The organism is Glycomyces salinus (assembly GCF_016428645.1).
GTDB classification, from domain to species: domain Bacteria; phylum Actinomycetota; class Actinomycetes; order Mycobacteriales; family Micromonosporaceae; genus Glycomyces; species Glycomyces salinus.
In genome coordinates this window covers 1-5,268 of the sequence record NZ_JAELXW010000167.1, presented here as the reverse complement: position 1 = coordinate 5,268, position 5,268 = coordinate 1, and the positions used below count along the sequence as shown (strand labels likewise).

Sequence of the window (5,268 nt, the reverse complement as noted above, 5' to 3'; positions counted from 1 at the left end):
GCGTCACCGACCGTCACGCATGAGTTGCACGGAAAAGCTCAGTGTCTGGGTCTACCCTCCACCCGCCCACGGCGAGCGCCCAACCAATCGAGGAGAGAAGAGGAGAAACTCAGCCGCTGCTCAAACCCCAACTATCACTGAAGGACCGAAGTTGAATAGCGAGTGATGATCGCCTTCCAAAACGGACATCACTCGCTGATCGCGTCGAGCGCTCTGAACAGAGGGCTATCAACAACGAAAGGAAATGATACCAGTGGCACCGAAGCGACTGATTCGATCGGCTATGATTGTGGCCGCCGCCGCAAGCGTCTTCGGGATGGCCGCGCCGGCGGCTGCGAACCCGCTCTCGATCTCAGGCTCAGGAGACAGCCAATTCACGGCCGCGGTGGACGACGCGGACGGATACTCCGTGCTGTATGACAACAAACGCGGAGTCGAAGTCTGCGACACGTCGTTTGACGGCTGGGACGTCTACTCCGACTTCTACGTCCGCAACGACAGTGAGAAGCGTCGAGTGTCAACGAGCGGGGGCGAGGGTTCCTGTGCGAGGAGTGGAAGCTATTCCGCTGGCATCGACAGGCACAACACGTGCCTGAACCGTCCCTTGCTGCCGGACGCCTGTTCGGACTACCGCCACGTTGACTGGTAGTTCCATCCTCATGGTGCTGCGCCGGTTTCCCCGGCGCAGCACCATGCCCTTCGAACAATATTGAGGGAGCGTGCAATGCCGTCCGAGGTTAATGTGCTCGCCATTGCAGATCTGAATCTCAAGTTCCGTGACCGAACAATCTTCGACAACTTGAATTTGTCAGTACGAGACGGGGAATCGATCGCGATTCTAGGACCTTCGGGTTCTGGCAAGAGCAGTCTTCTATCTATTGTGCTTGGACTCATGGCGCCCACGTCTGGCTCGATCAGGATTGATGGCGAGACCATGAATGGGAGAAGCGCTGACGACAAGGCCAAAATTCGAGCAGACAAGATCGGAATGGTATTCCAATTCGCTGAGCTACTGCCCGAAATGAACCCTGTGGACAATGTTGCTCTGCCTGCGTTGCTCAGCAAGAATACGGCCATGCGAGATCCGTACCAGAGGGCAGGTGAATTGCTGAGCGAATTGAATGTGCCATTGGACGTCGATACGGATAGCCTATCTGGAGGAGAACGTCAGCGTACAGCCGTGGCACGAGCCCTTATAAACGAGCCGAGGCTGGTACTTGCCGATGAACCGACAGGATCGTTGGACCAGAAGTCACGAGACCTTGTGGCCGAGCTATTGTACGGACTTCCACGTCGATACGGCTGCGGAATGCTCATTGCGACCCATGATCTGCAGGTGGCGCAGCGTGCGGACCGGATCTTCCAAGTAGAGAACCATCGACTGGAATCGGCGGGTGAATCCGCATGAGTCGACGTCCAGACTTTCGGACGGTATGTTTCCGTATCGGGTTTCGAGCGGGACGCTCCATGGAGTCGGGTGGTGTCCGCTTCCACACCCTCGCTCTGTCCATGTTCGTCCTCACGCTGAATTTCGTTCTTATTGCCGGCATCGTGGCAGTATCGATTGAGCGTGACGATCGGGCACTTGCGGGAGTCGCTGAATACGCTGGAACCGATGCCAAAGAATCCGAAATAGTCCTGGTCGAAAGCAGATTCGACAATCTTGAGAACAGTCGCCAATTCGAAGTTCACTACTTTACGCCTCTGGGCGTCGACGCGCCGCTTCCGCCCGGTCTCGACCGATGGCCCGAGCCCGGTCAAGTCTATTTGTCACCTGCGCTGTTCGAACGAGGAGCAGATGAGTCCATCGCAGAACGTTTTGGCGATTTCGAGGGCTTTATTTCGAACGACGGTCTGATAGACCAGGGTGAATTGCTAGCCTACGTGCGCCCACAAACGGATCTTCGGGTGGATGACAAGAGGGTCGACAAAGTGATCGATTGGGGATCCGATGGAGCGACTGGCGAGATCTCGGGGATCCATTGGTTGGCGAAACAGCATGACTTCTCAGTTGCCGGCCTCATCGCGTTCATAGTGGTAGCTCTGGTCCTTCCCTCGCTCGCGCTCACTCTCGTCAGCGCCCGGATTGCGGCGCGCCGCCGCGACCGTCGCGAGCATCTGGTGTCGATTCTGGGAGGAATGCGAAAGCATCTACGCTGGATTGCGTTGGGAGAGTCGTTTCCTTCGATAGGCATCGGGTTCTGCCTTGCGCTTGTCGTCATGGTATTCGTACTGGCAGTTGGTTTGGACATTCCAGTTGTAGGATTCGAAGTCTCAGCTGAGGATCTGAGATCGCACATATTGTTGATCGTTGGCGCCGCATCACTCTCTTTGGCAATCGCGGCAGCCATTGTTCTCGGCCTGGCTCGAAGGACGAAGATCCGTCGAGACTCCTCACGACTGCTTTCGGATCAGCGCCTGCGAAGGATGTCTGTAATCGCAGGCCTCTTCCCGGTTTCGCTGGCTGTCGGAGTATTCCTGCCGCGATTCTTCGCCTATACGCCCAGCTACATGATCCTCCAATGGGTCGGCACGATCGGTGTCCTCCTCACCCTGCCCGCGACTCTAGGATTGTTGACCGCGCGGGCCGGCCGTCTGCTCGCGAACAGAGGCCGCCGGCGACAAGATGCGGTATTGCTGGTAGCAGGTTCGCATCTGCAAGCACAACCTCGTGAGACCGCTCGTTATATCACTGGCCTCGCCATGGGCCTGGTGTTGTTCTTCCTGGTATTGGCATACCAGGGGATATTGGCGGGTGACACCGAGGAGGCGATGCAGTATCGAGAGTACTATGGTACCAACACGATTCTGGTGCGGACGCCGGACGCCGCCAGTATTGAAGAATTGCGGGCATTCGCAGCTGGCATCTCCGAACCCGTCGAAGTACTTGCAATACGAACTGAGGATCGACCGGGTTCCACCAGCTCAGTCATCGCTTCTTGCGAGACTCTCCAAAGGCTGGATATCCCCTGCGAAAAGCAAGCCGACAGCAAACTCGATCTTGGGAAGATCGACGCGCTCATAGGCGCTTGGTCTTCCGGACCGAAATCAATCGTAGTTGAAGATCCATCCGAAGCGGTTCTCGAAGGAGCGACGTTCCTTCTGGTGAATCCGGAACGCTCTCAGATCGAGATTCCAGAAGTGAAATTGGCGGCCAACGAGTTCAACGTAATCGTCGCCGTAGAGGCACCGGGTCGCGGTTGGCTGATCGGTTCCATGCCGCACTATGAGCAGGCGGAGTGGGTCATGCTATTCGGTATGTGCGGCCTGGCAATTATAGGCGCGGTAAGCGCCGTCGCTTCGGCAGGGAGGTTTTTCGCGGCGAGTTCCCGACTGGCACCCCTCACGGCGATTGCGGGAATGAGTTCACAGTACTACCGTATCTCGGCATGGCTTGTCGCAATTCCAATAGGTCTGACCGCCGTCATGGGAACCATAATTGGTATGTGGATTGTCAGGCCCTTGACGATCTATGCCACCAAGTCCCCGGGTTGGAGTACAGCGGGTGTTGCTGTAGGCGTGGTTCTGATATCCGGAATCGTGATGTGGTACTGGGCGTCAAGGATCGCAATTCGCGATACAGAGCGTTGGCGCCCCGGTTCCCATGAATGAGAAGTGAGTCTTATCAAGACCAAGGAATCGATCGGCGATCGCCTTCCAGAACGGATGTCGACCGATTCTGGACCCCAACAAGGTATACAACAACGAAAGGACATGAAAGTGGCCATTAATAGAAGGTTCTGGGTCCGCGTCGGCATGTCGGGACTTATGGCGGCCAGCATCATTGGCTCGGTTTCGCCCGCCTATGCGGCGACAGCCGAGTACGAAGGCGGGGCGCGTGCGACCACGAACACCGCCGACACCATAGTTACCGTGACTGACATCGCGTGGGACGGAAACAGTGCCTACTCGAACTTCTACGTCAACAGCGACAACACCATGCACCGAATCGAAACCGAAGGCGGTAAGAACTCCTCCGCCTCGACGGGAACCTTCGACGAGGGTATCGAGAAGCTCAGGGCATGTGAAAATCGTGCTCTGCGGCCCGACGGGTGCAGCTCGTACGTTAACGTCTAGCGGTATATTGGAGCACCTGTGCCGATAGTCAGGTGGCGAGTATCGGAGTTGGATGCGACTCGTTGTGAGTCCGTGTTTCCGATCTCGCCACCTGTATAAACTGCACGACATCACCGACTCCGAAGGATCCGAAGTCTCCCTGCGGTAGTCGCAGCGGCCCGATGCGGGATACTCGCCCCACCCTCAGCCCGTGAACCACTCCTCGCCGTCGTACGAGAGCAGCAGGCCGGCGATCAGCAAGGGGAGGATCAGGCCCAGGAGCACGACCGCCGCAATGAGGGAGACCCCTCCGAGCAGGCCGAGGTTTCCGGGATCCTGGCCGTGCTGAACCCTGCTGCCCTACTCGGCCAGGAATGCGAGTCCGACGAATGCGCTGGCGATGACCTGGAGCGTCACGAGCACCAGGGCGACCCTGACGCGGGTCGGCATTCGGGCTTCTTCCTCGGTGGTCATGAGCGCTTCACTTCCTTCGGGCGGAGGGGCGGTAACCTCATTGTGTGGATCTTCGGCGGGACCGGTCCCGAGCCGTGCGCATAGGAACCCGCCGGGTGGCTCGCGGCTTGTACCGTCCACGGCAGGTGCGGACACCGCTGATTCGGCGGGGGCCGCAGGCCATGGGATGCGAAGGGAGTCGGCATGGGCTTTCGAGGGTTCGCGGCGTCGGCCGCGATCGCGGTGCTGGTGGCGGTGACGGCGGGCTGCGCGGAGCCGAATGAGGGCTCAGTCGAGGAGTCGGCCGTCGAGGTGTCCGCGGATGCCGGGACGGCGACGGTCGGCCCGGGGGAGACGCTCCGGATCGACTTCGGGTGGATCAACTCCTCGATCGGAGACTCCTGGCACCTGGTCGGCGAACCGGACTCCGGCATCCTGGCCGAGGTCGGCGAGGACTACACCGACTCGCCCGACTGCGAGGAGGGTTAGGCGGGTTGCGATGTCGGACTGGCCTGGGAGTTCGAGGCGGTCGGCGCGGGCGAGACCGAAGTGGTGTTCCAGTACTGCTTCCGGTCCGGCCCGGAGGACTGCGTCGGCGGCCTGAACGACGAAGCGGCGCCCGAGCCGGTCACGCTGACGGTAGAAGTGACCGACTGAAACCGGGTCGGAAGCGCGAGGGTCGGCGGCCCAGAGGCGGCCGATCTCGTTTGCGGCGCGCGGACGCGGGCGCTTAGGCTGCCTCGCATGGACAGTCCGCAT

Annotated in this window: 5 protein-coding genes; all 5 read left to right on the top strand. The window is 59.3% G+C overall.

The genetic code is table 11. The annotated features are described in order from the left end of the window. Positions 1-253 precede the first annotated feature (253 nt). The 5 genes from JFB92_RS24760 (at position 254) to JFB92_RS24740 (ending at position 4,998) form a co-directional block, all read left to right on the top strand. Positions 254-649, top strand: coding sequence for a hypothetical protein (locus JFB92_RS24760; protein WP_199044600.1), 396 nt, complete (start codon positions 254-256; stop codon positions 647-649). Between the two features lie 75 nt (positions 650-724). Then, positions 725-1,408 carry an ABC transporter ATP-binding protein gene (locus JFB92_RS24755; protein ID WP_199044598.1) on the top strand — a complete coding sequence of 228 codons (684 nt, stop codon included), beginning with the start codon at positions 725-727 and terminating at the stop codon, positions 1,406-1,408. Between the two features lie 101 nt (positions 1,409-1,509). Continuing rightward, on the top strand, positions 1,510-3,612 hold the full coding sequence (locus tag JFB92_RS24750) for a hypothetical protein (RefSeq protein WP_199044597.1): 2,103 nt from the start codon (positions 1,510-1,512) through the stop codon (positions 3,610-3,612). Positions 3,613-3,615: 3 nt separating this feature from the next. Further along, complete coding sequence (locus JFB92_RS24745; RefSeq protein WP_199044596.1) at positions 3,616-4,077, top strand: hypothetical protein; 462 nt, start codon at positions 3,616-3,618, stop codon at positions 4,075-4,077. A 636-nt stretch (positions 4,078-4,713) separates the two neighbouring features. Continuing rightward, the gene (locus JFB92_RS24740; protein WP_199044595.1) at positions 4,714-4,998 is read left to right on the top strand and encodes a hypothetical protein; all 285 of its coding nucleotides are present in this window, start codon (positions 4,714-4,716) and stop codon (positions 4,996-4,998) included. The last annotated feature ends 270 nt before the right edge of the window (positions 4,999-5,268 follow it).